General features: G+C 44.6%; 25 protein-coding genes. 19 read left to right on the top strand and 6 right to left on the bottom strand.

Annotation, left to right across the window (positions count from 1 at the left end; genetic code table 11):
- The first annotated feature begins 244 nt into the window (after window positions 1-244).
- The 7 genes from ABIN91_RS06755 to ABIN91_RS06785 all read left to right on the top strand — a co-directional run bounded on the left by ABIN91_RS06755 (window position 245) and on the right by ABIN91_RS06785 (window position 9855).
- Entirely contained in the window at window positions 245-691 is a 447-nt protein-coding gene (locus tag ABIN91_RS06755) for a hypothetical protein (protein WP_348049799.1), read from the top strand.
- A 78-nt stretch (window positions 692-769) separates the two neighbouring features.
- Window positions 770-2545 carry a hypothetical protein gene (locus tag ABIN91_RS06760; protein WP_348049801.1) on the top strand — a complete coding sequence of 592 codons (1776 nt, stop codon included), beginning with the start codon at window positions 770-772 and terminating at the stop codon, window positions 2543-2545.
- Window positions 2546-2660: 115 nt separating this feature from the next.
- The gene (locus tag ABIN91_RS06765; RefSeq protein ID WP_348049803.1) at window positions 2661-4652 is read left to right on the top strand and encodes a hypothetical protein; all 1992 of its coding nucleotides are present in this window, start codon (window positions 2661-2663) and stop codon (window positions 4650-4652) included.
- A 144-nt stretch (window positions 4653-4796) separates the two neighbouring features.
- Window positions 4797-7481 carry a hypothetical protein gene (locus tag ABIN91_RS06770; protein ID WP_348049805.1) on the top strand — a complete coding sequence of 895 codons (2685 nt, stop codon included), beginning with the start codon at window positions 4797-4799 and terminating at the stop codon, window positions 7479-7481.
- Window positions 7482-7556: 75 nt separating this feature from the next.
- Window positions 7557-8591 (top strand): hypothetical protein, encoded by a 1035-nt coding sequence (locus ABIN91_RS06775; protein ID WP_348049807.1) that lies wholly within the window; start codon window positions 7557-7559, stop codon window positions 8589-8591.
- Window positions 8592-8662: 71 nt separating this feature from the next.
- Complete coding sequence (locus ABIN91_RS06780; RefSeq protein ID WP_348049809.1) at window positions 8663-9277, top strand: hypothetical protein; 615 nt, start codon at window positions 8663-8665, stop codon at window positions 9275-9277.
- 338 nt (window positions 9278-9615) lie between these two features.
- On the top strand, window positions 9616-9855 hold the full coding sequence (locus ABIN91_RS06785; protein ID WP_348049811.1) for a hypothetical protein: 240 nt from the start codon (window positions 9616-9618) through the stop codon (window positions 9853-9855).
- A gap of 2 nt (window positions 9856-9857) precedes the next feature.
- On the opposite strand, the gene ABIN91_RS06790 is transcribed toward ABIN91_RS06785, so the two are convergent.
- Together ABIN91_RS06790 and ABIN91_RS06795 are read right to left on the bottom strand one after the other, a co-directional pair.
- Window positions 9858-10358 (bottom strand): hypothetical protein, encoded by a 501-nt coding sequence (locus tag ABIN91_RS06790; protein WP_348049813.1) that lies wholly within the window; start codon window positions 10356-10358, stop codon window positions 9858-9860.
- A gap of 119 nt (window positions 10359-10477) precedes the next feature.
- Window positions 10478-10972, bottom strand: a complete 495-nt coding sequence (locus tag ABIN91_RS06795; protein WP_348049815.1) for a hypothetical protein — start codon at window positions 10970-10972, stop codon at window positions 10478-10480.
- A 264-nt stretch (window positions 10973-11236) separates the two neighbouring features.
- Here ABIN91_RS06795 and ABIN91_RS06800 point away from each other — a divergent pair, with 264 nt between their 5' ends.
- The 7 genes from ABIN91_RS06800 (at window position 11237) to ABIN91_RS06830 (ending at window position 18706) form a co-directional block, all read left to right on the top strand.
- A complete protein-coding gene (locus ABIN91_RS06800; protein ID WP_348049817.1) occupies window positions 11237-12412 on the top strand; it encodes a head maturation protease, ClpP-related in 1176 nt (391 codons plus the stop codon).
- A gap of 174 nt (window positions 12413-12586) precedes the next feature.
- The gene (locus ABIN91_RS06805) at window positions 12587-13669 is read left to right on the top strand and encodes a hypothetical protein (protein ID WP_348049819.1); all 1083 of its coding nucleotides are present in this window, start codon (window positions 12587-12589) and stop codon (window positions 13667-13669) included.
- Window positions 13670-13825: 156 nt separating this feature from the next.
- Window positions 13826-14368, top strand: coding sequence for a hypothetical protein (locus ABIN91_RS06810; RefSeq protein ID WP_348049821.1), 543 nt, complete (start codon window positions 13826-13828; stop codon window positions 14366-14368).
- A 336-nt stretch (window positions 14369-14704) separates the two neighbouring features.
- Window positions 14705-15208, top strand: coding sequence for a hypothetical protein (locus ABIN91_RS06815; RefSeq protein WP_348049823.1), 504 nt, complete (start codon window positions 14705-14707; stop codon window positions 15206-15208).
- Window positions 15209-15260: 52 nt separating this feature from the next.
- Window positions 15261-16658 carry a hypothetical protein gene (locus ABIN91_RS06820; protein WP_348049824.1) on the top strand — a complete coding sequence of 466 codons (1398 nt, stop codon included), beginning with the start codon at window positions 15261-15263 and terminating at the stop codon, window positions 16656-16658.
- Between the two features lie 219 nt (window positions 16659-16877).
- Window positions 16878-18020 (top strand): GAF domain-containing protein, encoded by a 1143-nt coding sequence (locus tag ABIN91_RS06825; protein WP_348049826.1) that lies wholly within the window; start codon window positions 16878-16880, stop codon window positions 18018-18020.
- A 164-nt stretch (window positions 18021-18184) separates the two neighbouring features.
- Window positions 18185-18706, top strand: a complete 522-nt coding sequence (locus tag ABIN91_RS06830; protein WP_348049828.1) for a hypothetical protein — start codon at window positions 18185-18187, stop codon at window positions 18704-18706.
- Here ABIN91_RS06830 and ABIN91_RS06835 read toward each other — a convergent pair whose 3' ends face one another.
- From ABIN91_RS06835 to ABIN91_RS06845, 3 genes are all read right to left on the bottom strand, one after another.
- A complete protein-coding gene (locus ABIN91_RS06835; RefSeq protein WP_348049830.1) occupies window positions 18707-19291 on the bottom strand; it encodes a riboflavin synthase in 585 nt (194 codons plus the stop codon).
- 100 nt (window positions 19292-19391) lie between these two features.
- A complete protein-coding gene (locus ABIN91_RS06840; RefSeq protein ID WP_348049832.1) occupies window positions 19392-20309 on the bottom strand; it encodes a helix-turn-helix transcriptional regulator in 918 nt (305 codons plus the stop codon).
- Window positions 20310-20328: 19 nt separating this feature from the next.
- Complete coding sequence (locus tag ABIN91_RS06845; RefSeq protein WP_348049834.1) at window positions 20329-21219, bottom strand: SDR family oxidoreductase; 891 nt, start codon at window positions 21217-21219, stop codon at window positions 20329-20331.
- Between the two features lie 222 nt (window positions 21220-21441).
- Between ABIN91_RS06845 and ABIN91_RS06850 the strand changes: the two genes are divergently transcribed.
- Window positions 21442-21639, top strand: a complete 198-nt coding sequence (locus ABIN91_RS06850; RefSeq protein WP_348049836.1) for a DUF2683 family protein — start codon at window positions 21442-21444, stop codon at window positions 21637-21639.
- Window positions 21630-21899 (top strand): Txe/YoeB family addiction module toxin, encoded by a 270-nt coding sequence (locus ABIN91_RS06855; RefSeq protein ID WP_348049838.1) that lies wholly within the window; start codon window positions 21630-21632, stop codon window positions 21897-21899. Before ABIN91_RS06850 ends, ABIN91_RS06855 begins: the two co-directional genes overlap by 10 nt.
- Here ABIN91_RS06855 and accC read toward each other — a convergent pair.
- Window positions 21896-23380, bottom strand: a complete 1485-nt coding sequence (gene accC, locus ABIN91_RS06860) for an acetyl-CoA carboxylase biotin carboxylase subunit (protein WP_348049840.1) — start codon at window positions 23378-23380, stop codon at window positions 21896-21898. The genes ABIN91_RS06855 and accC overlap by 4 nt on opposite strands.
- A 136-nt stretch (window positions 23381-23516) precedes the next feature.
- Here accC and ABIN91_RS06865 point away from each other — a divergent pair, with 136 nt between their 5' ends.
- From ABIN91_RS06865 to ABIN91_RS06875, 3 genes are all read left to right on the top strand, one after another.
- The gene (locus ABIN91_RS06865) at window positions 23517-24023 is read left to right on the top strand and encodes a DUF892 family protein (protein ID WP_348049842.1); all 507 of its coding nucleotides are present in this window, start codon (window positions 23517-23519) and stop codon (window positions 24021-24023) included.
- Between the two features lie 92 nt (window positions 24024-24115).
- The gene (locus ABIN91_RS06870; RefSeq protein ID WP_348049844.1) at window positions 24116-24766 is read left to right on the top strand and encodes a hypothetical protein; all 651 of its coding nucleotides are present in this window, start codon (window positions 24116-24118) and stop codon (window positions 24764-24766) included.
- A gap of 294 nt (window positions 24767-25060) precedes the next feature.
- The gene (locus tag ABIN91_RS06875; RefSeq protein WP_348049846.1) at window positions 25061-25744 is read left to right on the top strand and encodes an MBL fold metallo-hydrolase; all 684 of its coding nucleotides are present in this window, start codon (window positions 25061-25063) and stop codon (window positions 25742-25744) included.
- The last annotated feature ends 10 nt before the right edge of the window (window positions 25745-25754 follow it).

Genomic DNA, 25754 nt, shown 5'->3' on the forward strand with positions numbered 1-25754 from the left:
AAAGCGGAGAGAACGTGCAAGCCTGTGCGGCCGGGAAGGGCCTCCTGATTGTGCATAGCGAGGGCCTGTGTAGCTTAAGCCGCACAAGCATTCAGCCCGTGTAGTTCTCTTCGCTTGTGCGTAAAAAGCCCTGTGCGGCAAAGAAGCCTCCTGCCGACAAGCCCTTTGGTTACTTTGTGGCTACAAAGTAACTAAGCCCCCGCGGCTATGAGCGGAAACCACGCAAGATCTAAACCCTGCAAAAATGAATCAAAACCTGCTAACCTACCTCACCGATATCAAAAACCAAATAATAGATATCGCCACCCAAAAGGGCATGAATGCTTCGGGTAAAACCCTGAGCTCCATCGAGATCATAGAAACCCCGAAGGGCTATGATTTGCAAGCGAGCCCCAGCATTTACTTTATGGAGCACGGCCGTGGGCCAACCCATCCCGGCACACCGGCAGGCAACCCTAATTTGGTTGAGGTAATTCAGGATTGGTTAGATGCCAAAGGCATCAACGCCAACCCCTACGCCATAGCCAAAGCCATCCACAAAAACGGCACAAAACTATACCGCTCCGGCGGCAACTCCGGCATCCTGAGCGTACCACTAAACCTCGATAGGCTTGATCAGGTATTTAACGATATCAGCGCTGAGTACCTCAACAACACAGCCCAGGCCGTATTTGATGAAATAAAACTATAAACAACCAATTCACCTCTAAAAAAGATACTTGATACCTGATACTCGCTACTTGATACTAAATCACTAACCCAAAAACCCATGCCATTCTTAACCACCATCGATTATTTCAGCTACGGCTCCGTTGTTTACAGCATCAATTACAGCCATACAACCGAATCATTTACCATATTCCCCGATATGCTGCCCGAAGATACCGTGATAACCGAAGCAGACCGCGGCAAATCAGAATCGCAATACATTAACACCCTAAGCTACCCCGGCGAAACCGTCGATTTTTATGCCAGCCTCACCTACCCTTTTGCAACCCTGGTAATTAACCCTGATGGTAGCGGCGACCCCGGCGATGGCGATACCTGCGATCTAACCATCACAAACATCAGCATCACCAACCAAAGCGTAACCAGCGCTCACGATGGTTCAGTCACTATATCGGCAGCCACAACGCACACGCCTATTCAGTATAGTATTGATAATTTGAGTTGGCAAAGCAGCAACGTATTTACCGGTTTAAACGCTGGCCACGGTATAGCTTACGTAAAAGATGCGATGGACTGCACCGCGTCAATGGGTTACGATATCATCACCACCCCCATCCCCTTTAACCGTTTGGTAAGCACCCCCGCATCCGGCCAATCCCGCTGGAGCGCGTTGTTTAACCCCATTGTATTTGGTTATCAAAGCGAAAGCATGGTTCCCGGTCGCAAATTCATCACCCAGATCACCAGCGGGTACGATGGCGCAACCAACATAATAACCGCTACTCATGCCGCTAACCTTACGGGATATTGCCGGGCCGACATCTCCAAATACCTCCGCACGTTATTACAACCTAAAGACGAGCTGGACTACACCGCCATCAACTATCGCGATGCCAACATCAGCGCATCGTACACCGTACAATACAAAGAAGCCTGGAACGGTGGCGAAGATTTAACCTGGACCAACACCGGCGACCCCTTCTACGTTACCTACTCGGCCATGCAAATAGGCAACAAAACCGGGGGTAACATGGGCCCCTATGTTACCTATCCGGATGCCGTTCAAACCAACCCCGCCAAGTTTTTAAACGATTTTAAATACCCCGTATTTTACACCGATATGCCCTGGGATCTCTCCTTCATCTACTCCGAAAAAGTAGCCGGGTACCAGCTCAAATTAGGCGGTAACGGTATCGATATCAACGGCAACATAGCTGGCGCGCTGGGCGAAACCATGCTATTGAACGAAGATGGATCGGTGCTGTTAAACGAAGACGGCTCCAAACTCCTGATCGAAAAACAGGCACCCGGTGTACTCTACAACAAACTGGGTGTTAACCGTTTGCGCATCAGCCAAAACCTGCCTGCCAACAGTATTTGGTTAGATGTGTTTTTGTTTTACACCGATGGCTCCGGCAACAACATCCGGGTAACCGAAAACCGCCGCCTGCTGTTAGATAACTCGCCTTGCAATGGCCTGCCTTACGAGTATTTAAAATGGGTGGGGCCAACCGGCGGCTGGCTCTATTACCTATTCACCAAAAACCAACTGCACGAACTTAACACCAGCAACCCGGTACTCATGGAACGCTACATCAGCGATTACGCTGCCGCGGATAGCTCGCACGATTTGATCAGCATCAGCGCCCAGCGCAAAATAACCGCCGGCAAAAACGATATCCCCGCCCACGAAGCCGAGGCCCTGGCCACCATCCTCTACTCGCCCAAAGTGTACCGCCTAGTTGATGCCGACACCAACACCTGGCAAGGCGTTATCATCGATACCAAATCCATCAAAATGTACCAAACCTACGGCAACACAGGCGATTTCGAGATCAGCTATTTACTGCCGGAAGTGAACACCCAGAGGGCGTAGAGCCCCCTAACCCCTGTCTGCCGACAGGCAGGCCCTAAAGGGGGAACAAAATAACTAAGTATTAATTAACCATCACACTAATCAAAAACTCCCCCTTTAGGGGGCTGGGGGGCTTATGCAAAACTCACAACTCTACATCAACGATCACCCGCTCGATCTTCCTTCAGATAGCCTCATCGCGCTATCCTACGCGGTAAATACCTTGACTGATGTTACCACCGTGCAGGGTAACATTTCCAACTCCATCACGCTGCCTAACACGGCCAATAACCGGGCAGCTTTGGGTTACCCCGATGATATGAACTTTAACGGGGCGGGCATCATCCGCAAAAAGCTGCCCTGCCGCTACATTCAAAACGGGGTTGACGTTATTGCCCAGGGCAACCTTCGCATTACCGGGGCAACTAAAAGCGGCATCAACGTGGTACTTAGTTGCGGCAATACCGATTTTTTCGATGTCATCACCGGCAAAATAACCGATTTGCGGATGGATGAACATGACCACATCTGGAATCACGCCAATGTGATCGCATCGCGTATTAACCCTACAGCTTACGTGTATCCAATCATCAATTACGGCACACTTTTACCTTCCGGCGATGAGGGTCACAGCAGCGGCGTGTACACCAACGAAATGCGTCCTGCCGTATTCGCCCGCTACATCGTGAAAAAAATAGTCGAGTCCGCAGGTTATACGTTAGATGATCAGGCCGTGATAGACGACAACGTTACCCAACCCATTTACAGCAATTTGCTGCTGCCCTTTAGCGGCGATAAAATGTCGCACCCGCAGCGTTATATTAATGATTTGAAACCTAAAGACGTTAAGGCTACTAACACAGGTCAATCGCACAGTAGCGCAAACGGCGAACTGGTGCCCATCCCCTTTACCAACGAAGTAACCGACACCGATAACCGCTTTGATGGCACCCGGTGGACAGCCAACCGCATTATGCGCATCAACATATCCGCAGCCATGCCGCACATTCACCTGCACCGTCCGTCGGGCTCTGGCGGTGGTACCGATAGCGTAGCCGGGGCCTATTTCAAAATAATGCATCAACCCGCGGGCAGCGGTACGGCTAACATTATGTACGAGCAAAACCTGCGCTTTGGCCCTGCCCATGATGATGAAGACCATAACGATGTTCACCTTAATATGCAATCGGTAGCTATGTGGCCCGGCGACAGTATTTTTATAGCCTATGAAACCGCCGGGCACGATGTTAACACCACTGTAACAATAGATACCGGTGCCACCCTGAACATTAATGCCGATTTTAGCGATATAATTTATGGCGAAATACTGCAACTGGAAGGCACCCTGCCCGATATGAGTTGTACCGATTTTCTTCGTTTCATCCAATTCTATTTCTGCGCCGTAATCCAAACCGATAATGTTAAAAAAACGGTAAAAATTGTACCCTTTGGCCACATTATTCAAAATATGCCCCTTGCGCTGGATTGGAGCAGCAAAATAACCAACGGCGACGATGAGTTTGACGTTCAGATAGGCGATTACTGCCAGCAAAACGAAGCCAAATGGCAGCCCGACGATAACATATCGCCAGATACCTACGCCAACGGCAGCTTTAAGATTACTGATGACAACCTTGACCTTTATCAGGATATTTACGATCTGCCCTTCGCCCCCAGTTATGATGTATTGAGCTTGGCCTCAAAACTAAAAACCATAGCCATTAACAAAGTGCCCGATATTTACCAAAGCAGCGAGTTTACTATCCAAACGGAAAACCGCATCTGTTTGCTCAACACCGTAAATACCCAACTTATTTATTACGATACCAACGGCAGCGGCACCACAATAACCGATAACATCCCGCTAACATTCTTCAGCTCCGGCAGCGCCGATGTGCCCGATCTTACCCTGCCCAGCATCTTCAATAATCACTACAAAGATCTGGTGACGGTACTAAACGATCAGCGCAAGCTCACCTGCTATCTGCGCCTTACGGAGATGGATATTCAGCAGCTCAATTTCTTTATCCCTATCTACATCCAAAAGTACGCTAGCTACTTCTACATCTCAAAAATAACCGATTTCACCGGAGTAAAACCCGTAAAGGTGGAGCTGATACGGCTTTAAGAGGTTCATAGCCAATGGTTCATAGATCATAGTAAAAGCACTTAGCACGCTTTCCATGATCACCTTTTTTCTTCCATGAACCATGATCCATGGTCTATGAAGCAAACATCTCAATACTAACTACTCACTACTAACTACTTCCCAATGGACGATACCAAAAAAGCCCTCCTCAGTATCGAATTAGATACTGCCGCCCTCACCCAAAATGCCGAAAAGGCCAAAGAAACCGTAAAGGCCCTGGCCGGGCAGCTCAAAGAACTTAAAGCCGCCGGAAAAGAAAGTGGCGATGCTTTTGATAAGATAGTTGAGCAACTTAAAAAAGCCAGCGAAGAAGCCAGTAAAAGCAACGAAAAGCTCAAAGAGTTTGGTAAAGGTTTAGTCGACGCAGCCAAGGCAGCGGGTGATCTATCCGCCCAGCAGCAAAAAGCTACGCAGGATACTAACAGTGGCGCGGCCGCTTTAGATGTTTTAAAGCAGCGTTACGCAGCCAGCACAACCGAAGTTGCCGCGCTCGGGCAGCAATTCAGTCTGTTAAACCACCAATCCATTACACTTAAAGAAACCCATGGCAAAAACAGCGAAGAAGTAAAAACCCTGCAAAACCAGTTATTGGGCCTAAACGCGCAAATTAAAAATGCAAAAGCCAACAGTGCCGAGTATAAAAACGAAATAGCCCAGTTAACAACACAGCAAGCCGGCAACAGTACAGCCATAGCCAACACCTCCCGGTCGGTTGGTGATTATACCAACGCGGTTGTACACGCCATTGAGGCGCATACACCATTCGGTAAATCGGTTGGCGAAGCGGCCCAGCAATTCGCTACCTTTAAAGAGGGTGCTACCAAAGTAATCACATCCCTTAGCGATTATAAAGCCGAGGTGGCGGCGGCCTTAGCCAAATCCGAAACATTCAACAGCAATACAAGTATATTTGCCAAAGGCTTCGAGGTGTTAAAAACAGGCACATCGGTAGCCACCGGTGGTTTCGAAGGTTTAGGTAAAGCTATAAGCGGCACAGGTTTTGGCCTGTTGCTCACCGTACTGGCCGCTGTGATAGATAAATTTAAAACCTTTACCCCACTGGTTGAATTTTGCGATAAGATAACGGCAGCCCTTAATGGCACGTTTGATGCCCTGGGCAATATGGTGATAAAGTTAGTTGCGCCTATGGGTAAAATATTTACCGAACCCAAACAAGCCCTGGTAGATTTTGGCCACCTTTTAATTGAAAACGTAGTTAACCGCTTTAAAGCCATATCCGTTATCGGCGAAGGCGTATGGCATATACTAAAAGGCATATTTACGTTAGATGGCAAAGAAGCAACCAAAGGCTTTAAAGGCTTAACCGATGGCGTTATTCAACTCAATACGGGTGTAACCAACGCTACCGATAAAATAGCGGGCTTTGCAAAAACAATAGGTAACGCCAGCCAACAAGCTTTTAAATTGAAAGGCGCGCAGCAAGATCTGGACAGGCAGGTGCAAACGTCGGCAATAAAGAGCCACGAGGAAGCCGCCAAAATGGCGGATCTATCACGCAAAATGGCAACAGCCGACCTGGCAACACGTAAAAAATTACAGGCCGAAATAGATGCCATTCAAAAAGGAGCAACCCAAAGGCATAAAACCGAAGTTGACCGGCAGATAAGCATTACCACATCCAAAGTTGCCGCCGCGCACGGTCTATCGCAAAAAGAGCTTTCGCAGCTTACCGCTGATGATGTCGAAAAGCTGCGCGTATCAAAAAACCTGAACGCCGAAGAAGTTAAAAGCCTGCAGGAAGCCGTTAAACAACGTGCCGACCTGGGCAAAGAAGAAGCCGAAGCCTATGCTAAGGGTCATCAAACCAAGCAGGAAGAGCTAAAGGTTCACCTCGAAAAAATGCAAACTATCCATGATAAGGCTAAAAAGCAAAAAAAGAAGGACCCACAACAGGCTGCACCAATAGAAACACAGAAATCTACTTCCACAGATGATAATAACAGCTTAAGCCAAGGAAAAGACGCATTTGATAAAACCACCGCTGCTGTGGCTGCGCAGGAAGCGAAAACAAATGACAACGCTTTAAAGAACAAAAAGAAAACCGTCCTCGAAGAACTTAAGATACTGAAAGACAAAACAGCCGCCTACCAGCAGCATTTTACCAAACTGGCCCTAATGTTTGGTAAAAACACACAAATGAACAAGGCGGCATTTTTAGCTCAAAAAGCCTTTGCCGCTGCCGAGGTAGCCATTTCTACCGAAAAATCAGTAGCAGCAAGTATTTTAGCTACCAAAAATGCTATAGCAGAAGATTCCAGAAACCCATTCCCCTTAAACGTTGCCCTTGTTGCTAAAGATATTGCCTTTGGAGTGATTGATGTTGCTACCACCATTGCCGACGGTGCCAAGCAAATATCAACTATTAACAGTAGTAACCCATCCGGTTTCGCCCGAGGTGGTTTATATTTGTCGGATGGTAATGGCGCCTACCTAACCGGCCCCGGCAGCGGCACCAGCGATAGCATCAACGCCAAACTCAGCAATGGTGAATCCATCATCAACGCCCGCTCAACCCAAATGTTCGCACCGGTACTATCAGCCATCAACCAGGCAGGCGGCGGCAAGGCTTTCAACACGGCGGGCAATGGTAATAACTATGCCCTTGGCGGGATATTCAGCGGCAGCGATGTATTGAACGATAGTTCAAACGAATTGGCTCAAACCCGTGCCCTAAATGATATGGCCCGCATAATGGCCGCCAATATGCCCCGCCAGATATTGGTAGTTGAAGATGTACAGGCAGGCCTCCAAAACAAAGCAATGCTGCAAAGCATGAGTAACTTTTAAAAAAAACTAATTTTTTTAGTATTTTATTGTTGTATTATTTAAATGTTTTTTTATTTTTATCCAAAATATTAAAACATGAAAAAAATATTACTACCTATTATCTTATTAATTACTGCTTTTAACGTAGCAAACGCACAAACCGACTTTTGTAAGGATATTACCAGAACTACAAAAGGGTCAAAAGTTATTTACGAATCACCCACACCTGGCGATAAGAGGGAATTAGTTACCCAATGTGGTTTCATAAAAGCAATTGATGAGAACGGGGCCCAAAATTATTTCAAGCTTGGTACCGCTATGGGTGGCAATCCGGATGTTACAGATGTAGTCTTTACCTTTGAGGATGGATCTGAATTAAAATATTCAAACATAAAAATAACCCAAGGAGAGAAGAGTGCTCTGGGCGACTATATGTATACTACCATTTTTGCAATATCCAAGGATGATATAGTAAAGTTTAAATCAAACCCAGTGCGCTTTTATATGTTTTTAGGTAAAAAGCGCGCTGTAGGCTTTAAAGGTGATATAGCTAAGTTACGTGCATATGCCGATTGTATTGACAACCTTAATGAAGCACCCAAACCCCTAATAAACGCAAACGAAAAAAAATCGATAGATGGTTTTTGGGGCATCAAATTTGGCGCATCAGTCGACGAGGTTAAAACGGCTATTGCTGCAAAAGGCGGGACTTACAGCACCGGAAGTTCAAAACCTGATAACCTGATGTTTAGCGGTGCAAGCTTTACTGGTCGTAATACAGAATATATCAACGTTAGAACAGTGAATGATAAATTTTACGAGGCCTCAGTAGGATTTCCGGAGTTAACAGATGTTCAATTAATACCGACATTTAACACAATCGTATCCGAATTATCCGCCGTATATGGCGATGCGAAAATTGAAAAAACTTTTAAAGAGCCTTACAAAGAGGGTGACGGCTTAGAAGCCGGAGCTATCAGAATAGGCATGGCAAGTTATGTTGCCCGATGGAAAACCAACAACGGTAATACTATTATTGTACAAATTAATAAAAACAGCACCATTACAATCTTTTATACCGACACCGCTTTAAATAAAGTAAAAAACACGCAAAAAAGTGCCGATTATTAATCAAAATTAACTCAAAAAAAAGGCTTCCTTATAAACAGGGAGCCTTTTTTGTAAACAACCAAAACCGCATCATGAAAAAATTATTACTCGCTATACTATTGCTCCCGCTGTTCACCATCGCCCAGCAAAAACGGATAGATGGTTATGCAGGCATTATGTTTGGCTTATCGCCAGAGTCGGTAAAAAATGCTATTGAGGCCCGTGGAGGCGTGATGGAGGCCTCATCATCCGCTAAAACTTATTACTTTTCTAATCTATCATTTAACGAGCATAAGTCCACTACAATGGGTTTTCATTTTTTTGATAACAAGTTGTACCATGCTATCATGTTTTTTGATCATGTTGACCAAGATAAGGTAATAAGCACCTACAATGCCTTAATTAAAGAACTCAACGTTATTTACGGCGAAGGCAGTGTAATAAGCGAGTTTAGGGCGCCTTACCAACCCGGCGATGGCAAAGAACTTTACGCCCTGCAAAATCAAAAAGCAAGCCTTTATACCACGTGGACATCCCACAATGATGATGGTACCGATAACGTTGTACTGTTAAATATAACCAGCGAACTCAGCATTGCAATTAGTTACATGGGCGGTACCCTTATGAAACAAAAAGACGCGGCAGAAGAAGCCCAGGCCCAAATTAAACCAAAAGCCAAAGCTAAAACGACAGCCAAAAAACATTAATACAAATACCCGGCACTTAGCCAGTGCCGGGTATTTATTTACATCCTTTCCAATCATCACCATTATCTCATATCACTCCTATATCTCAGCAAAAATCTGTCGGTAACTTTAATTATTCTGGTTTTTAAAGTTAATTATCAAAATGCAATAATCTCAAAATCAGATAGATAAATTTTATTACAATTACCCCAACAGTAATAAAACCCGTACCTTTGTATAACACAAAAGCAAACGGAAATAAAACACATCCTGTTGTAAATTTCATCATTCCGTATTCAATATTCAGTGTTCGATATTCAAAAAATCTAATTACTAAATACTTCAATACTAATTAAAAAATGCTCCAAACCCTGCTCAATCTCAAAAACAACGGTACGCTAAAGCAACTGGTGCTAAGCGGACTCATGTCGCAAAAGGTGTTTAATTATATCGAGATCTACCTGTGGATTGATGCCCGCGCCAAAACCACCGGCAAAAGCCTCAACACTATTATTACCGATGCCGAAATAGCCTTCGGCGTATGCCGCCGCACCGTGTGGAACGCCCTCAGGGTAATGAAGGAAATGGAAGAAGGTTGAGGTCAATTTTCGGCTTCGCTTAAATTAAAATGATAAGTAAAATCATCAAGCAGGTTCCTCTTAGATTCCGAGGCGTTAAACCATGTCAAACCCGGAATAACAATCATGCTCATCACACCAATCGTACCCAAATAACCATTAAATGGTGTTTGCAATAATGCATTCGTAACCAATATCAAGCCAATAATAAAACAGCTCCATACAATAAAAACACTGGCAAAAGGTGGCTTTAAACAAACGTTAACCTGGCAACCATCTGCATCTTCTAAATCAACAATTAGTCGGCCATTGTGGGTTCGGTTCGGTATCAGTTTCCTAAAACTATGTTTAATATTAAAACTTCCATCATCATTCATCGTTCCACAAAGTTCACTCATACTTAAACCCCAAATTGAAAATGGCTTTTCGCAAATTACTATCAACCGGCTTTCAATTTGTGCTACGCTTTGGCTGCTATAGTATGTAAAGTACTCTTTGCTAAAAGCTTTGTTAATAAAATTCATCAGCTAAAGCTGCTCATTAAAAATCAAAATAACAAATGAAGGTAGTGCAAAAACACGTGCACCACTTTAACCCAAAACCCGCCGTACCTTTATATCACAATAGCAATAAAAGTAATGCATTAAAGCTTACTCACATTAAAACATTGGGTAAATGCTTGCACCAGAGCATTTTTAGCATAATAACAACCATAAGATAATAAGCCAGGAATACCTATCATCAAGAATAAACCCACAAACAATACTTTAAAAGCATTCCCCCTATTAAAAGGTGTTGCCGATGTTACGAGCAAAACACCAAACGCAAACACAATTAAACCAATAACTATAAAAGCTCTATGCGGTCTTAGCCTTGCTTCAACAATGCAACCATCAACAGCAGGCAAAACCCGCACTACAATTATAGCATTGCCACCACCACCGTTATCTGGCGACATTTTAAATTTCCCGGTAAATCTAAACCAGCCGTTATTTTTTTTTCTGCCACTAAGTGTATCTGATAAAATCCAAATACTACGGCTGCAATATTCACGCAATTCCGCTTCAAGCTCTGCCGAGTTCAGTGTACTGCTAAAACCAATATGCTCGTTACTAAACTGCTTAAAAACAATATTCATCAGCTAAAGCTGCCTAAATAAAACCATAAATGCAAATCATCATTCAACCATCAAATTCAAGTAGTGCAAAAACACGTGCACCACTTTAACCCAAAACCCTCCGTACCTTTGTATCACAATAGCAATAATTGTAATAAATAAAAACAGCAAGCTTTAAGCTCCAAGCCACAAGCTAAAAACCAAAAGCATACAACTAACAGCCAACACAATTCCCATAAACCAAAAGCTTGAAGCCTGGAGCTTGAAGCTAAAAGCTAAATCAAAATGCCTCAAACAACAGCCCACATATACATCTACGGCGATATCGTCAGCTTGCAGGCTCCCAGCCTGGGTCAGTCGGGCGCTGTGTCCTTAACCTCAGTAAAGGATGCGTACAACTCTAACAGCGCCTGCGACAACATCGTGGTACACATCCACAGCAACGGTGGTTCCGTTTTCGAAGGTTTCGCCATCCACGATTTCCTTGTTAACACCCACAAACCCATCACCACCATTGTTGAGGGACTATGCTGCTCCATCGCCACCGTCATCTTCATGGCCGGTACCGAGCGTAAACTCACCGAAAATTCCCGCTTTTTGATCCACAACCCATGGGGGAATGCCGAGGGCGATGCAGCATACTTCCGCCAGTATGCCAACGAACTGCAAAACGAGCAGAGCCGCTTATTAAACTTTTACAAACAACAAACCGGCGCCAGCAGCCAAATACTGCAAAGCTACATGAACGCCGAAAAAATGATGAGCCCCCAATTAGCCGTCGACCTTAAATTTGCCACCGGCATCATCGATACCGTAAAGGCTATGGCCCTGTATCGCAACCAATTGCACAATCCTTACCCCGTAACCCCTCAAAACAAACAACATATGGACAAAACAAAAAAGACTGCCTTTAGCCAACTCATATCCGGCCTAAAAAACCTGGTTAAAGATTTTAATAACGATGCCTCGGACAATATCCAGGCGGCCAATAAAACCCTTATCGGGAATGCCGGCGACCTGTATTTTGATGGTGAATTAGCCGTAGATACAGCCGTTTTCACAGATGAAGCCCTAACCGTACCCGCAGCCGATGGCGATTATGAGTTTGAAGATGGCACAACCATCAGCATAGCATCAGGCTTAGTAACCGACTTAACCGAAGCCACCGATGGCAGCGGCACAAACGATACCCCATCGGGCAGAGCTGTATTAGCCACTTTACGCAAAAAGTTAGCCACCCTAAAAGCCGAAAAACAAGAACTGGAAGCCGCCCTTGCCCAAAGCGAAACCGTAATGGCCAGCGCATCAAAAGCCTTACAACTGGCAAAATCAAGCTACCGCCCCGATAAGCGCGAAAATAAATTTAACTGCGCCACCAAACCCACCACCAACGATCTGGCCGACAAAATGGAAGCCCGCCGTGCAGAACTAAAAGCCAAAAGCGCAAAGGTAAAAGCGTAAGCAATTCTCTCCAATTCAATTCCCACCATCTCCATCGTGTCATTGCGAGCGATAGCGCGGCAACCACACGGAAGCCGAGCCGCCCACCAAGTCCGCCATACCTATGTGCGATTACTTCGTACCTCGCAATGACACATTCAATCATTCAATCCATCAATCATTCAATCATTAAATATGTCATCAACAATTGATCTATCCACCGTAAGCTTCCATGGCAAAGAAGTTATGAGCTTGCGCGAAGCCTTTTACCAGGCCGTATTCCAAAACCCCACTATCGATCAGTTCCACACCGTAGTAAACGGCATTAAGGCCAGCCAGCAAATCGTATTTCTGGGTCAGTACGGTTTAACCGGTAAAAAACTGGTAGGCTGCGATGCGCCAACACCCGTATCTGCCATACCAACATCCAACAAAAGCTGGGATCCGCAATACATTGGCGCCCGCATCCAGGAGTGCTACGTCGACTTATTAGATACCTTCTTTGTTTGGGGTATGAAAAACGGCGTTCAAAAGCCCGACTTAACCAACACCGATTTCGCCCTGTTTTTAGAAGAGCGCTTCTCCCTTGCCGCTTATGAAACCGCCCTGCGCTTTGCCTGGTTAGGTAACGTATCAGCAGCACGCGTAGCCGGTGGTGGTTACCTATCCGACACCCTAAGCTCTGCCGACTTAGGCTACTTTAACGCGCTTAACGGTTTTTGGCAACAAGCTCTATCTATAGCTACAGCCGATGCCACCAAACACGTAACTATCGACAGGAACGCACAAGCAGCCTATGTTGATCAAGAATTTACCCAAACCGATACCGATAACCGTGTAGCTACCCACGTCTTCGAAAAAATGATCTATGGTGCCGATATGCGCTTACGCGGAGCTAAGGACAGGGTGATCATAGCCACACAATCATTAGTAGATCAGTACGCCCGCGAACGCAAAGCCGTAGGCAGTATCGACTTAGCTTACGAGCGTACAGAAAGCGGTATCGATACCTTTAAAGTAGATGGTATTGATGTGATTCCGTTCCAGTTTTTAGATCGCCACATTCGCGCTTACGAGCACAATACCGTTAAATTTAACCAACCGCACCGCGCCCTTTTCACCACAAAAAGCAACCTGTTGTTAGGTACCGAAGAAACCGGCAATTTATCAGAGCTTGATCCTTTTTACGATAAGCCAAGCAAACAATACATTGTTGATTACGCCTACAACCTCGACGCCAAAATTGCCGAAGACGCGCTAATTATGGTAGCGTACTAAAGCCCCCTAACCCCCTAAAGGGGGAACAATAAACCACAATCAAACTAATTAAATAACCAACCCGCCACCCAGCAAATCAAAAGCTCCCCCTTTAGGGGGCTGGGGGGCTCAACATCATTCAAACACATGGCCATCTGCGGAAAATTAATCCAAAACATGCTTTACGACTGCAACAACCCCGTTATAGGCGGTACCGAAGCAGTAGTTTACCTTTTTAACCGTGCCGATATCGTAGCTTACGTTCGCGACGTCACTAACCCACAAATCATTACCGATATTACCCTGGCAGCCAGCGCAAAAGGCTTCCGTTACGAGGGTTACAATACATCGGTTAAACCCAAAACAACCTTCATTAAGAAGGATTACAGCGCCCGTTACGATCACATGGTTGATTTTGTGGTCTTCGCCAAAGGCTCTGATGTAAAAGCCGAGATCGAAAAACTGGGCACCAATCGCGTAGTAGCCGTTATCGAAAACATCCACAAATCCGGCGATTCCGCTTTCGAGATCTTCGGTACCGACTTAGGCCTGGAACTAACCACCCTAAAATCCGACCCGAACGATGCCAACTCCGAAGGCGCTTACGAGGTTAACTTAACCTCACCTGGTAACTTCAAGGAGCCACACATGCCCGCAACTTATTACAAAACAGATTACACAACAACCAAAGCGGCATTGCTGGCCATGATAACGGTATAAGCAATGATAGAAGGATTGACTGATTAAATAATTGTTTAAACACCTAATCCTTCAAAAAATCAATCCTTCAATCATTAAACACCCGGCACCAACTATTGAGCGGCGGTCCTAAGCTGCCAGGTTGGTAGCCGGTTGTGATGTTGATGGAAAGCCTAACCCTCTTCCACCACGTCATTGCGAGGTACGAAGACAACCGACCATAGGGGAGCTCATTAATACCTTAAAAAAACAAACACAAATTAATAATCGCACGGAGGTAAGTAACCCACATTCAAATCCGCCCTGTAAAGTTCGCGATTGCTTCGTACCTCGCAATGACAAAATGGAAAATACCACATGGATAATACCTCAATAATAACTCCCCCTTCAGGGGGCTGGGGGGCCTTCGGCGCACAAATAGCCCAGCGCCAGCCCGAAGCCATAGCCCAACTTAACCAGCTCTATCATAATCTGTTTAATCAAACCATACAGCAGGGTTGCGGCAACTGTTATCAAAAAGCCTTTTATCGCATCCAAAAATACCTGTATCTGCAACAGCAAAACAATCCATCAAACAATAACGATATTATGAGTAAAACACATCCAACCAGAAAATACCTGCTCAAGCCCGATCGCAGCCTGCAAACAACCTTCGGCGGCGATACACTAACCAACGATAACCTGACCGACGATGCTGCCGAAAAACTATTAAAAGCATTCCCCTCACTCATTGAGCATTTTGAAAGATATCCGGTAGTACAAACGGTAGAAAAAGTAGTTAAACAAGCAATCAAAGTAGCAGGCCCCTTAGTAGAAACAGCAGCCACCATAGCCGAAATAATTGCCGAAATTAAAAAGTAAGCTCGGTCGAAACATTCAATCCTTCAATCACTCAATCCTTCAATCATTAATAATGAACAACAACGGGCCAAACACTACCCTCCGCATAACCCAGCGCGAAAACCGCACCTACGGCATCGTTAATTTTGACGATGATAACGCTTATCCGCAGCGCATCTATTCGCTTACCAATTCGGCCCCAACGGCGCGTACTTGCGTGGATACTTACAGCCGCTTTATAGGTGGCTCTGGCTTTGCCGATACTACCTTTTACCAAACCGTGGTAAACAGCGAGGGCCAAACTATGGATAAAATATTATCGCTGGTTAAAAAGGATATGGCCCGTTTCCGGGGATTTGCGCTGCATGTGAATGTGAATGCCGAAGCCAAAATAACCGACATCTTCCACGTACCATTTGAGCACGTGCGCATGGCTGCCGAAAGCAAAAAAAACGAAACCGGGTTTGATTTTGCCACCTATTACGATTGGGGTCGCGAAAAGCGCAGCAACCTCAAAGCCGAGCATATCAACTGGTTCCATGCATTTAACCTATCTGCCGAAGCAATTGCCATACAGGTAGAAAGCCTTGGCGGCTGGGATAAGTACAAGGGCCAGTTGCTGTATGTTAGTCTGGACGAGAACAGCTACCCGCTATCATCGTGCGATGCCGTGTTGGAGAGCCTGAATGCCGAAATTCAATCCGACATCCGCACCACGGCCAACCTGCAAAACAACTTTAGCGCCAAAACTATTTTGGTACACAAAGGCAAGTTTGCCGACGAAGAGAGCCGCGAAGAGTTCCAAAAAAGCCTGAATGATTTCATCGGACCAGAAGGCTCTGATCTGATGGTGGTTGATGTAGACAGCAACGAAGAAGTGCCCGATCTGGTACCCATAACCAGCACCGCCGATGATAAGTTATTCGAGTATACCGATAGCAAGATCACCAACAAGATCATCCGCAACTTTCTCATCCCCAAAGTACTGCTATCCGTAACCGATGGCTCGGGATTCTTTAACCAGGAGCAGGTTCGCGATGCAACCATGTATTACAACATGGTAACGGTAGAAGAACGTTTGTTGCTCGAAGCCACATTCAAAAAACTGGGCGGAGGCTTCCAGCAAAGCATCAACCCCAGCGGCGATTACCACCCCATGACAACCATAGAAAGCAAAGAAATACGAGGCATTACCTTGCGTATACTATACTTATTGGTGGCATTCTCTGTAGTATCAACTGCGGGGATCATGACCTCCTACTTCAGTTTAAAAAACGACAATCAACTTTTAGGAACACAAATCGAAATCTTGAAAATTCAATATAAAATAATTGATGAACGTTTAGAAAAAATTGAAAGCAAAAAAGACAATCAATATCCGAAAGATCATTCAGTTGTTAATGCCGTTTCGCAAAAGCCCTCAACCTATAACAAACTCATAGCTTCAACTGATGTCGCGCAAATCAGGTAACCAATCTGTTACAATCATAGCAAAACCCTAAAATTTGCTCATTCCTTAATTTTTCCTCGTCGATTGTTCTCATAAAATCCACAAAAAACCTTATATTTAAACAGTGTTATTGTTTGTAAAACATTTCGTTCAAATTAAATGTGCAAACTTTCAATTGGTTAAGTATAGTTTTACATTAGTTGTTAAGAGCGACTAACATATTCCCCTTAGGTACAATTTATGAGTGAAACTGTTCGGGTGCAGGCAGTTAAACAGTTTGAACGCTTTGATTTGCAATCAGATACCGAATTGCAGGAGTTGATTACTATGGCTTCTGAAATTTGCGAAACGCCCATCGCGCTCATTTCTTTGCTAGACGAAGACACGCAGTGGATGAAAGTGCGCAAAGGTATCACAGTAGAAAGCTCTCCACGCGAATTAACGTTTTGCCACCATGCCATTGAGCAGGAGAGCGTTTTCAGCATTCCGGATACTTTGTTAGACGATCGCTTTGCCAACAACCCTTTTGTTATTCAGCATCCGTCCCTGCGCTTTTATGCAGGTGCGCCGCTTATCAACCGCAAAGGCCAAATACTGGGTACACTTTGCGTTGCAGATAGTAAACCACGTATTTTAGATAAACACCAGGAGCTAATGCTTAAAATGCTATCCAAACAGGCCATCAATATTATGGAACTAAAGCTAAGCTATGAGCAACTGGAGTTAAAGAAAAAGGAAACAGAGGAGCATAAAGAAACTATTGCCAATGCCGAAATAAGGCTCCGGTCGTTTTTTGAAAGCTCGCCAAACCTGCATGTGCTTTTAGGTAAAAGCGGCGAGGTTTTAGATTATAATAAAGCGGCTTACAGCTTTGTGAAAAAAAATCATAATACCAAGCTATTCCGTGGCGATCTGTTTATCACCTATCTGGCGCCATCTTTTGTACCTGTTTTTATTGAAAAATACAATTTGGCCCTTACCGGAGAAAAATGTTATGCCGAAGGTAGTACCGACTATAACGACTTAGGTGAAATATGGTGGGAAGCCCGTTTTGAACCCGCCTGGAATAACAACCACGAGGTTATAGGCGCATCATACAGTGCACGTAACGTTACCGACCGTAAGCTTTATGAACAGAAGATAGTAGCGCAAAATCAATCGTTGATCAACATAGCCTACATCCAATCGCATGAGTACCGCGGGCCGCTCACTTCAATTATGGGGATGATGAACCTCATTAAAGAAGAAAACTATAAACCATCGGTTGAATACCTCGAATTATTGGAAATGGCCATCAATAAATTAGATGAAAAAATTCAAGACATTGTTAGCCACGTTAACAATCAAGATGCAACCAACAACAACCAGGTTAAACTGTTTTAAACACAGGGTTTAGTTATTGTAAAGTCACAAAAAAGCGCCTCACCTACCAATACGTCTGTTTCGGCCACTGTATCAGCTTTATTACTTGGTCATTTTTAAACCTTTAGCTAATTTCATACTCAAACATTAACACGGTTTGTGCGTTGGATATTAAACGAAAGGTTATGAACAGGGTTTACATTAAAAAAGCGGCAATATTGGTAACAACAGCGGTTGTACTATCGGCTGCTTATTTAGTTGGAAAATCTTTATTAAAACCTAAAGTAAGCGTCGATGTTTCCGAACTGGAAATTAAACTCCCAACGGGCTTAAATTCAGTAAAAATAGGTTCGTCGCAAAAGGCTGTTATTAAAGCCTTGGGGCAGCCTAAGCAAATTGCAGCTTACTCGTCCCAAGCTAATTATAAAGAAGGCACAGTGCTTAATTACAATGGCGCCAAGTTTATCTTTATTCATGATAAGCTCACTAATTTCGAGATCACATCACACAAATACAGGGTTGGTTTAGCCAGTACCCACAAATACAGTTCGATCGGCAGCCTAAAATCCGATCTTCCTCATTTTAAAATTCAGGACAAGACGGCATTCCTTGATGTAACTAACGAAGATTCGACAACGGATCAATACCTGGAATACGACCTGAATGATAACGGGCAGGTAACCAAAATTAGCTACGCCGATTATTGATTAGCGCTGCATCAGCCTCGCAACGTACTTCCCGATAATATCAAACTCTAAATTTACAGTTGAGCCAATACGTACCTGTTGCAAATTGGTATGTTCCCAGGTATAAGGTATAATGGCTACCGAAAAGTAATTAGGCCCCGAGTTCACCACCGTTAAGCTGATTCCGTTTACACAGATCGAACCCTTCTCAACCGTTACATTGCCTTTGGCAGCATCATATTCAAAAGTATACTCCCAACTGCCATCTAACTCTTTATAAGCGGTACAAACAGCAGTTTGATCAACATGGCCCTGAACGATGTGTCCATCCAGCCGGGCGTTCATTTGCATGCAGCGTTCCAGGTTAACCAGGTCGCCAACTTTAAAGGTGCCAATATTGGTTTTGTTCAGCGTTTCCTCGATAGCCGTAACCGTATGCCCGCCATCGGCCAAGGCCACTACGGTTAAACAAACGCCGTTATGCGCTACCGATTGATCTATCTTCAGTTCATTAGATATTGCAGATGCAACCGTGATATGCAAATTACCCTGATCGTGTTTCAGATCGGTTACCGTACCTAAAGTTTCTATTATTCCTGTAAACATATGGCCCCTTCCGTCCCCTAAAGGGGATACTTTTTTTGCCGAAACTAATTATAATTATGCAGGGTTAATACTTTGGTGCCGAAGTTTTACAATCAACTTATCAATTGAACAACTGCCTGAACTCCAATGGCGATAACTCTGTTTTAGTTTTGAACAGCTTACTGAAGGATTGCGAATGCTCAAAACCTAACTCATAAGCAATTTCGCTTACCGATAATGTGGTGGTTGATAGTCTTTCTTTAGCCTTATCTATCAACTTATCGTGGATGTGTTGCTGTGTGCTTTGCCCAGTTAGTGCTTTCAATAATTCGCTTAAATAACCGGGCGTTACGTTGAGTTGACCGGCAAGGTGAGCCACGGTTGGTAAGCCGTGTTTGGCTAAAGCGGGACTGTTGAAATACTCTGTCAGAATACTTTCTACCTTATCGATGATCTGGTGGTTAGCAATTTTCCTGGTGATGAATTGCCGCTGGTAAAACCTGTCGGTGTAAGTGAGCAATAGTTCAAGCTGGGCCGTGATCACGCTATCGGTAAACTTGTCGATATTAGCATGATACTCCTGCTCCATATATTGTACAATGCCGGTCATTAGGTTTTCTTCCTTCTCCGATAGGTGTAACGATTCGTTGGCCGAGTAACTAAAAAACTCGTACTGCTTAATGGTTTTTGCCAGGTTAGTGTTCCACAAAAAATCGGGATGGATGAGTATCATCCATCCCGACGGCCTATGTTTAGCCCCATCAATAACGTCGAAACCAAAAACCTGCCCCGGTGCCATGCAAAACAATATGCCTTCCTCAAAATCATAAGTTTGCTGGCCATATCTAAATTTTCTATCCGGCACCCTTTTCATGGCGATGGAATAAAACTCAAATATCAAGCTTACCTGCCCCGTTACAAACGGACCTTTAATATTGGCCACATTAACCACGCTTATAAGCGGGTGTTCCGGTTTGGGCAGGCCCATCATGCGGTGATATTCGGCAATGGTTTTAAAGCGGTGAATTTGCGTGCTCATAACACAAGGTATTGATTATTTACGATTTGAAATAGTATTGCTCCATATCTTCAAGCAAACTTATTCCGCTTGGTTGCCAGCCTAATGTTTCGCGGGTTATTTTGCTCGATGCGGGGCAATCAATACCGGCAAAGGCTGCAAACCAACCAAAGTGCTCGGCGGCGGCTTCTTGAGATATTGATCTAACCGGGATATTCAAATTCTTACCAATCACTTCGGCGATAGCTTTAAAAGCGATACCCTCTCCGTCAACGCCGTGGAAACGGGCTTTCGCTGTTCCTTTTTCTAAGGCCAGTCGGTATAAACTTCCGGTATCAAAACGTTGCACACCCGTCCAGCGGTTTTGGCCTTCGCCAATGTAAGCGGCAAATCCTTTTTCGCGGGCTATGTTGATCAATACCGGCACAAAGCCATGATCGCCCTCGCCATGAACGGACGGTGAAAGGCGAACCACCGAGGTACGCACCCCCAGATCAGCCACAGCATCCGAAGCGGGTTCCGAACGGCGTGGGGAATGCAGGGCATCATGGTCGGGATCCATATCCTCGGTAGCCATCGTACCGGGTTTAACCAACGCGGTACCTGAGGTAACAACGAATGGCTTATTTGTACCAGCAAGCACTTCGCCAATGGTGGCTATGGCTACCTTATCAACCTCACATACGACTGCAAAACGGGAAAAATCATGAATAAACCCGGTATGAATAACGCCATCGGCCTGCGCGGCGCCACTGCGTAAACTATCCAGATCTTCCAGATCGCCGCGATGAACCTGGGCACCGGCGGCTTTTAATTTTTCGGCAGACGCATCCGACCGGGCCAAACCCAATACCTCATGACCTGCTTTTATCAAATCCTCAACAACGGCTGTACCTACGAAGCCTGTGGCCCCGGTAACAAATACTTTCATAAAATTAATTTTGGTGGATGTTGTTTAACATTCTGTTGCAACATAAACGCAAGGTTTTTCTATTTCCCTTTGTTTTTGTTGATACAAAGTTGCGCATCAGCACCTAAGCGGATGTAGCCGAATCGTGGGTTGTTGTAGCCTAATTGGGGGTTGAGGGGATCAAAATAAATTTAAGTTTTTTTATGGGGTTATTTAATTGACTGAAATAGTTTAAATTTGTGTATGACAACATTGATCGCGCATCCTGAAAGCAAAGAAAAACTTGCTGCGTTAAAAGCGGTAATGAAAGCTTTGGAAATATCTTTTGAAGAGGAAAAATCCCCATATAATTCTGAATTTGTGGCTTCTATATTACAAGCTGAACAAGATATCAAAGATGGAAAGGGTGTTAAGATAGCCACTAAAGACTTATGGAAATAGTCTACGCTCCAAAAGCATTGAAAGATTTGGAGTTTTGGAAAAGATCTGGCAATAAGTCAATTCAAAAGAAAATTCAACAAATTATTGATTCTATTCAGGAATCGCCATTTGAAGGAATTGGGAAACCAGAGCCGTTAAAACATAACCTTTCCGGAAAATGGTCAAGGCGTATTAGCCACGAACACCGTATTATTTATTCGGTATCAGATGAAAAAGAGATTGAGATATTAGCGATCTTCTCCTTAAAAGGACACTACTAAAATTCCTTCCTATTCCTAACCCAACCATTCTTCTCCCCTACAACTGCTTCTGCCACCGCCACCTGCTTCCCTGCTGCTAACAACTTGCCCATTAGCATAGCTGCAATTTTGGCTTCGTCCTCATTTTCGGTATTCAATACATCGGGAGTAAAATATTTTTTGACGAAGTGGGTATCAAACTGACCGCTGGTGAAGGCCGGATGCTGCATTACAAATTTACCGAAGGCTAAGGTGGTGGTGATACCGGTGATCTGGTACTCGTCAATGGCGCGAATCATTCGTTCTATGGCTTCGGTGCGGTCTTTACCGTAAGTGATAAGCTTGGCAATCATCGGATCATAATAGATCGGGATCTCCATGCCTTGTTCAAAGCCGTCATCAACCCTAACGCCGGGGCCCTTTGGGGTTTTGTAGGTTTGCAGGGTACCAATATCCGGAAGGAAATCGTTTGCCGGATCTTCGGCGTAAACCCTGAGTTCCATGGCGTGGCCCTGTATGTGCAGGTCTTCCTGCTTAAAGCTGATGGCTTCTCCCCTTGCTATGTTAATTTGTTCTTTAACTAAATCGATGCCGGTGATCAGTTCGGATACGGGGTGCTCCACTTGCAGACGGGTGTTCATTTCCAGAAAATAAAAATTAAGGTCATCATCCATAATAAACTCAACCGTGCCTGCGCCGGTGTAGTTTACCGAGCGCGCCACATCAACGGCGCATTTACCCATCTGCTGGCGTATCTCGGGCGTTAGCACGCTCGATGGTGCTTCTTCTATCACCTTTTGGTGACGGCGCTGTACCGAGCAATCGCGCTCAAACAGGTGCACTATGTTGCCATGCGTATCACCTAAAACCTGGATCTCAATATGCCTTGGCGAGGATACATAGCGCTCTATAAATACCGAGCCATCGCCAAAGGCCGATGTAGCTTCACTAACGGCCAGTTGCATCTGCTCTTCAAAATCTTCAACTCTATCTACTATCCGCATACCCTTGCCACCGCCGCCTGCTGCCGCTTTGATCAGGATAGGGAAACCTACCTCTACAGCGCGGTTTTTGGCATCGTTTACATCGGTAATAGCTTCTTCTGTGCCGGGCACCATGGGGATGTTGTATTTTAGGGCGGCCGCTTTTGCGGATAGTTTGTTACCCATTACCTCCATAGCTTCGGGCGATGGGCCAACAAGGATCAGTCCTGCTTCGCGCACTTGCCGGGCAAAGGCGGCATTCTCCGAAAGGAAACCGTAACCGGGATGAATGGCTTCGGCACCGGTTTGTTTACAGGCTTCGATTATTTTGCTGCCAACTAAGTAGGATTGGTTGCTTGGCGCGGGGCCGATATGAACCGCTTCGTCCGCGTAACGCACATGCAGGGCGTGTCTGTCGGCATCCGAGTAAACGGCTACGGTTTTGATCCCCATCTCGCGCGCCGAACGCATTACCCTAAGTGCTATTTCGCCCCGGTTGGCAACTAATAATTTCTTCATCAAAACAAATGTAGTTTTTTTGAGCTGAAAGGCAAATGGTGGATAAAAATCCGATGATGCAAATAAGCCAATAAACTATTGTACCTTTAATAAAGCGTTTTTGTTGCCACTCTTCATGCCAAATACCAATCAATATATGCGTTTATTTAAGGGCCATTTAAAAATGGATGAGCCTACGCTAACCGATCTTTTTCTGGGTCAGCTGGGTAATATCTATTGTGCCAAAAGCCATTTGGTTACGGTACTGCCCGAGCTCTCGGCTAAAGCATCATTCCCGGAGCTTAAAACCGCTATTTTAGAAGGTATTGATAATATCAAGATGCAGATACTCCGGATGGATGTAATATACCAGCAATTTGGCATTCAATACACCGAAGAAAAATGCATGGGCATTAAATCTATTACGCTCGAAGCTTATTTGGCCAGCAATGCCGATGGTAAATCGCCATTACATATCGATATGTCTATCCTCACCCATTTGCGTATTATTGAAAGTATCGAGATCACCTGCTTCAATATTCTTAACGATATTGCCAAATCGCTCGAAAACGACGATGTACTTACGCTGATAAACCAAAACCTGCAAACGGCTATCAATACCAACCGCATACTCGAACTGATATCGCTCGAGTATATTTCGTGATGGTAACTAACATCAACTAAAAACCATTTTCGCTTTTTTTATTGGATTTATAAAACAGATTTACTATTTTTATAAACCCCTTAATTAAAAGCATGAAGATTAAGTACTTAAAGCGCATAATTTTAGTTTGTTTTATTTACAGTTTTGCACTTACAGGGTGCAAAAAAAGCAATGTTGAAGTGCCTGAAATACCCTTCCCCATTACGGTTTATCCTACCAGCTATACAGCTAAATTTGCCATGAAAATGTTTGTGGGCGGCGTTGAAATTACCGACGCAGGCAAAATAACCAAGTTTATGGCCAATGTGCCGGCTAACTATACCAGTACCGATCTGTTAAGTAAGTTCCCGGCATCGTACACCTTTACATCTAAAGATTCGCTCAAGTTTTCGGCAAACAACAACTTTTTTGTGGCCAAAACTAATGATAGATATGTGATAACCTATTTAACCACATCATCAACAAACCCGGTTAACCCTTTGGTCGACTATGAAAAATTCTTTGTATTCCAAACCAAGGCTGTACCTAACGGAAGCACAGTTAACATCACCCGGCAATTTGCCGCCTATGGCAATTACTCAAATTTTAAGGTTTCGGTTTTAAATTACAAATACCGCAAGCCAAACATCAACAATGTAACGGCCTATGGCTTAGCCACCAACGAGTTTGACCCTACAACCGTTAGCAAGCTTGGCCCTACTGATACCCTTGCTGTACAGGAGTTTTTTATTGATTACAAGTAGTTTTTATGGCGATGGGCTAAACTTAGGTGTTTTTTTGGTCCAGCTTATTTGAAGGAAAATTCGATTAAGAAATGGGCGCTGACGGAGATAACTACAATAATATTGTGCGCCGGGTGTCATGCTGAGGTACTCGAAGCACGAAGCGCAAAGGCCACTCTACGCTATACTTTAAAAGCGGTAATACAGCGGAGTCGCGCGTATAGGCCACCCACTATGCTTCGAGTACCTCAGCATGACACCTCCCCCGCTAAAAAAATCAAAACAAATTCCCCGTTTTCATCCTTATCATACCGCATGAAGATCACCAAATACATTCATTCTTGCCTTACATTTGAGCAAGACGGTTTTAAACTACTGGTTGACCCGGGTAATTACACCTTTGCCGAGGGCCGTGTTAAGCCCCAAGACTTTGCCGATGTACAGGCCATCATCATCACCCATATTCATCCCGATCACCTGGATATGGATAATCTTAAAAAGATCATCGCGTTAAGCAAAGCACCCATTTACACCAACAAACAGGTTGCCGAAGCCCTTCGCAAACAAGGCATTGACAGCGAATTATTTACCGATGGAAAACGCATGTTCGGCAAAATGGAATTTATGGCCATGCCGGTTACCCACATGCCACTGTTAGACAGCCCCATACCCGAGATGACGGGCTACATTATTAACGGGAACATTTTGCACCCGGTTGATTCATTCCAAACTGAGCTTACCAAAATTGAGAACATTGAGTTACTGGTACTTCCTGTTATGGCGCCCTTTTGTAACGAGCTGCAGGTTACCGCTTTCGCGGATGCTATGCGGCCCAAAAATATTTTACCCGTACATGATGGTTACGCCAAAGAGTTTTTTGTAAAGGCGCGCCATGCCAATTATGTAAAGCATTTTGCAGCCATAGGCACCCGGTTTTTACAGGCGCCATCGGCAACACTGGCAGATGGTACCCAAGTGGTTTTTAAATTCGGCTTTTAACCAAAACCTT

The sequence above is a fragment of the Mucilaginibacter sp. genome, assembly GCF_039921305.1.
Classification (GTDB): Bacteria; Bacteroidota; Bacteroidia; order Sphingobacteriales; family Sphingobacteriaceae; genus Mucilaginibacter.